At 67.8% G+C, this 5,089-nt stretch carries 4 protein-coding genes; 3 read left to right on the top strand and 1 reads right to left on the bottom strand.

Annotated features, from left to right (window positions below):
• From VGR06_RS36670 to VGR06_RS36680, 3 genes are all read left to right on the top strand, one after another.
• Positions 1 to 1,084: amylo-alpha-1,6-glucosidase (locus tag VGR06_RS36670; protein ID WP_414637401.1), on the top strand; the 1,084-nt coding region annotated here is incomplete at its 5' end.
• A 63-nt stretch (positions 1,085 to 1,147) separates the two neighbouring features.
• Entirely contained in the window at positions 1,148 to 1,741 is a 594-nt protein-coding gene (locus VGR06_RS36675; protein WP_327563814.1) for a dihydrofolate reductase family protein, read from the top strand.
• 289 nt (positions 1,742 to 2,030) lie between these two features.
• Positions 2,031 to 2,183, top strand: a complete 153-nt coding sequence (locus VGR06_RS36680) for a hypothetical protein (protein WP_327563815.1) — start codon at positions 2,031 to 2,033, stop codon at positions 2,181 to 2,183.
• 30 nt (positions 2,184 to 2,213) lie between these two features.
• Here VGR06_RS36680 and VGR06_RS36685 read toward each other — a convergent pair whose 3' ends face one another.
• The gene (locus VGR06_RS36685) at positions 2,214 to 4,358 is read right to left on the bottom strand and encodes an IPT/TIG domain-containing protein (protein ID WP_327563816.1); all 2,145 of its coding nucleotides are present in this window, start codon (positions 4,356 to 4,358) and stop codon (positions 2,214 to 2,216) included.
• Between the last annotated feature and the right edge of the window lie 731 nt (positions 4,359 to 5,089).

Raw genomic sequence — 5,089 nt, forward strand, 5'->3', positions numbered from 1 at the left:
GTACGTGCTGTGGTCAGCCACCGTGCGACCCGCGGGCTTCCTGTCCCGGGCCTCGGTCCTCATGTCCAAGCACTGGATGAACAAGGTATGGAGCTGGGACCACTGCTTCAACGCCCTCGCGCTCGCGGACGGAGCACCGCAGCTGTCCTGGGACCAGTACCAGATTCCGTTCGATCATCAGGACGCCGCCGGTGCCCTGCCCGACTCGGTGACGCACTCGGAGATCCTCCACAACTTCGTCAAGCCGCCCATCCATGGTTGGGCCCTGGGGCAACTGCGCCATCTCGTCACCGACCTGACCACCGCTGACCTTGCCGGTGCCTATGAGCAACTGGAGCGCTGGACGATGTTCTGGCTCATCCAGCGCCGGGCGCCCGACCGTGACCTGCCGTACTACCAGCACGGCAACGACAGCGGCTGGGACAACGCCACGACCTTCGACCCCGCACGAACCGTCGAGTCCCCGGACCTCGCCGCGTTTCTCGTGCTCCAGCTCCGCGAACTCGCCGAACTGGCCCAAGAGCTGGGCCACCCCGCCGAAGCCGGAACATGGACGTCCGCCGCCGAGGACATGCGCTCGGCGCTGCTGGAGTTGTGGACCGGGCAGGAGTTCGTCGCGCGCGCCGCCGGTTCCGAGCGGACCTGGACCAGCACCAGCCTGCTCAACCTGATGCCGATCGTGCTCGCCGGCGAGTTGCCCGAGCGGATCCGGCACACGCTGGCGCAGCGCATCCGCCGGCACCTCACCCCGTACGGCCTGGCCACCGAGCTGCCGACGTCTCCCCACTACCAGGCCGACGGCTACTGGCGCGGACCCATCTGGGCCCCGGCCACCGTGCTCATCGAGGACGGGTTGCGCCGCAGCGGGTTCGCGAACCTGGCCGACGAGATCAGCGGCCGGTTCCGGGCTCTGTGCGAGCACTCCGGTTTCGCCGAGAACTTCGACGCGCTCACCGGCGCCGGCCTGCGGGACCGCGCCTACACCTGGACGGCCAGCGCCTACCTCATCCTCGCCGCCGCGCACGAACAGCGCCGCTCGCGGACGGGTGCCGGCGACGTCCTCGCGTCGAGCCCGGAGCGATGAGTTCTCCCGGCCGGAGCGTCTCAATGTCCGTCCCGCAACCGAAACCGGACGGAGGAGCGGCTCATGGCAAAGGTCGTCGCGGATATCAGCATGTCCCTGGACGGGTTTGTGACCGGACCCGATGCGGGCCCGGACCGGGGTCTGGGCCGAGGTGGCGAGCCGCTGCACGCCTGGGTGGCCAGCGACCACGAGGTCGACCGGCGGATGCTGCGCGAGGTCGCCGAGGCCCCCGGTGCGGTGGTGATGGGTCGCCGGCTGTTCGACGTCATCGACGGACCGCACGGCTGGAGCGACGAGATGGGCTACGGCGCGCGGCATGCCGCCCGGCCGCCGTTCTTCGTCGTCACCCGCTCGGCGCCGGAGAAGGTTCGGCTCGATCTCGACTTCACGTTCGTCACCGCCGGGCTGGCCGCGGCGATCGAGGCGGCTCAGGCAGCAGCCGGGGACCGGGACGTGTTCGTGATGGGCGGCGGCGACGTGATCCGCCAGTGCGTCGACACCGGGCTCGCCGACGAGCTGATCATCCACCTGTCCCCGGTGGTGCTCGGCGGGGGCACTCCCCTGCTGGCCGGCTGCCACCGCCGCCGGCTCGTCCAGCGCGACGTGCGCACCTCGCCCACGGCCACCCACCTGACCTACGCGGTGCACACCGGTTGAATGACATCTTCACCCGATGGGCGGGAATGCAACGTCACGTTCATGCCCTGGTAGTACAGCCGTAGATCGTGATGTTCGTTCGTGCTGAAGGCCGCCTTGGCGAAGTCTGGCCCTGCGAAGGGGCCTTCAGGCCGCGGCAGACCGTCTCTGGGCCACCAGGAGCCACTCCGGCATCACCAGTATCCGGAGCTCGGGCGCCGGAGAACCCTTTCCGCTCCCGCGGGGACATCCAGCGTTGGCCGGCTGGCGGCGGCTCGGAGCCTGATGTCCTGAAGGGACCCTTCCTGTCATGGAACGTCCCGAAGGCGTCCTTCAGGGCATCGCCGAAGATCACGAAGTGCGGCTGCTGTACTCACAACTTGTTGATCTTCACGCGGTTGTCGGTCCGGTGGTCGAACACGGGGCCGTGAGTTGCGGCGTCCCCGAGTTCGACCGCTGGTGAACTGTCGATGCCCGATGGTGGGTGCTGGGTTCAGCAGCTGATTCGGGTGTCGCCGGTGTCGGTCTGGCAGGTGTCGGTGCCGTTGCCGCCGTTGGCGGTGTCGCCGCCGACGCCGTCCTGCAAGGTGATGTGGTCGGCGCCGTTGGAGCCTTTCAGGGTGTCGGTACCGTCTACATCGGACAGGGTGTCGTCGCCGTTCTGGCCGTCCAGGACGTCGTTGCCCGGCCCGCCGTCGATGGTGTCGTCGCCGTTGTCGAAGATCAGTCCGAGCAGCCCGGACAGGAGGTCTTCGCCGTATGTCTGGTCATTGCCGGCGTCGGCGTAGATGGTGTCTTCGCCGTTGCCGCCGTTGAGCAGGTCGTTGCCGTCGCCGCCGTGCAGCACGTCGTTGCCGTCGCCACCGGCGACGGTGTCCGCGCCGGTGCCGGCGAAGATGGTGTCGGCGCCGCCCTTGCCGTCGATGGTGTCATCGCCGCCCAGTCCGCAGATCACATCGGTGCCGTTGGTGCCGGTGAGGGTGTCGTTGCCGGTGGTGCCGACGATGGTGCAGCCGCGCACATTGGCGATGGTGGTGGTCTGGGCCGCGGTGTTGTTGCCCGGGTTGGGGTCGGGCTCGGCGGCCGACACCGTGCCGGTGGCGGTGATCGACCCGGTGGCCTGTGGCTCCACGGTGACCGTCACCGTCGCCGCCGGGCCGACCCCGAGGCTGCCCAGCGCGCAGCTGACCGTGGGTGCGGTGATCGTGCACGAACCCTGCGAGGCGACCGCCGAGGCGATCAGGTTCGCCGCGCCGGACAGGGTCAGTTGGGTGGTCACGCCGGTCGCGGTGGCGGGGCCGGCGTTGGTGACGGTCTCGGTGTAGGTGTAGGTGTCGCCCAGCGCCACCGGATCAGCCGAATCCGCCACGGTCACCGCCAGGTCGGGTCGGTCGTAGGTGTACCGGTCGGCTGGGCTGGTGGCGCTGGTGCCGGCCGGGGTGGTCACCGTGACGTCCACCGTGCCACCGGCGTGCGCCGGGACGGTCGCGGTGACGGTCAGGTCGTTGAGCACGGTGACGTTGGTGGCCGGCGTGGTGCCGAACAGCACCGCCGAGGTTCCGGCCAGGTGGCTACCGGTGATGGTGACCGCGGTGCCGCCGGCCACCGGCCCGTGGTCGGGATTGAGGCTGGTCACGATCGGTGGTGCGGCGGCCATGCCGACGGCGATGGGGGTGTTGCCGACGGTGATGGTGCCGGTGACCGTGTTCGTGCTCGTGTCGATCACCGACACGTTGCCGCCGCCGCCGTTGGTGACGTAGGCGGTGCCGCCGGCCGGGTCGACCAGCACGGCGATGGGGGTCGTGCCGACAGTGACGGTGCCGGTGACCGTGTTGGTGGCGGTGTCGATCACCGCGACGTTGTTGGCGTTGGCGTTAGTCACGTAGACGTGGGCGCCGTCCGGGGTGATCGATACCCCTTCGGGGCTCCCGACGGGAATGAAGCTGCTGATGGTGTTGGTGGCGGTGTCGATCACCGAGACGTTGTTGCTGTTGAAGTTGGCCACGTAGGCGTGCGCCCCGTCCGGGGTGACCGCCACCGCGAATGGGGTGCGGGCGTTGGGGTCGGAGATGGTGGCGGCGACCGTGTTCGTGGCCGTGTCGATCACCGACACGGAACTGTTGACGAAGTGAGCCACATACGCGCGGGCGCCGTTCGGAGTGAAAGCCAGACCGTTGGGGTCATGGTCAACCGTGATGGTTGCGGTGACCGTGTTGGTGGTCGTATCGATCACGTTGACAGCACCGACGCCGACGCTGATGAAGCCGGTCACATAGGCGTGGGCGCCGTCCGGGGAGACCGCCACCGAACGTGGGAAGCGGGCGGTCGCGATCGTGGCCGTCACCGTGTTCGTGCTCGTGTCGATCACCGACACGTTGTCGCTGCCCTGGTTGACGACATAGACCTGGTCGCTGTCCGGGGTAACGGCCACCCCGGAGGGGAAGGAACCGACCGGGATGGTCGCGGTGACCGTCCCGGTCACGGTGTCGATGGCCGAGACCGAATTGCCACGCAGGTTGGCGACATAGGCCATCCGATGCCCGGTCTGGGCCTGCGCCGGGGCAGCGGCGGCCACCACCAACGCACTGACCAGCACCGTACTCGCCAGCCCCGCCACTACCCGGGTGAGCCGGTCCAATACGTTGAATCTGGGTCTTCGAGTCACAGATATCATCTGTCTCCCACTTCGGTCCTGGGCGGCGTGAGGCGCCGGAAGAAATCAACGGACAACCCAACTCCACACCACCAGAATTGGTGAGACCAGAGTCTTCAGGCCCAAGTCGGACCCAATCGTCTACCACGCTCCGTATCGGCTCGCCGGCTGCCACAGCTATTCGGGTGGATGCACTGGTCCGATTGAGTTAACCAGTCGAATTACACACCCACAATTCATCTGGGCGTTGCTCGGCCGCCATTGCTGGCCGGCTGAGCCGTCGCAGGTGGAGAGATGTACCGCAGTGCCGGATGTGGCGCCGGAGCCCTTGACGGTCAGGCACGTGAACAGGACTGTGGCTGGCCTAAACAGTGCGCAACGTAGGGCTGGCTCTCTGATAAAGGTCAGAGAGACCAGCCTGTAGCCCTCTTTCGTCATCGGCCACCATATTCCGGCGGGGCACATGGCGTCGGCCATCTATGAAGGGACGGAAACGACGGAATGCGCCGCGACCCCGATGGACGGCACCCGGCCGGTGGCCTACTAGGGAAAGCAACGTCACGTTGCTCCCCAACCCACGGCTGTTTCAAGATCACCTGAGTGGTTGCTGTTTGCTGATGGGACTGTGGTGACGCCAGGTACTCCAGTGGCTGGCGAAGTCGTGCGACGAAGGACGCTTTCCTCACGCTGGGCGTGAGAAAGGACGCCTTCCTCGC

The sequence above is a fragment of the Actinophytocola sp. genome, assembly GCF_036002505.1.
GTDB lineage: Bacteria > Actinomycetota > Actinomycetes > Mycobacteriales > Pseudonocardiaceae > DASYTH01.

Excerpts from the sequence above, each read along its gene's own strand:
- VGR06_RS36680 (WP_327563815.1), top strand. The coding sequence starts at position 2,031 with ATGGAACGTCCCGAAGGCGTCCTTCAGGGCATCGCCGAAGATCACGAA.
- VGR06_RS36675 (WP_327563814.1), top strand. The coding sequence starts at position 1,148 with ATGGCAAAGGTCGTCGCGGATATCAGCATGTCCCTGGACGGGTTTGTG.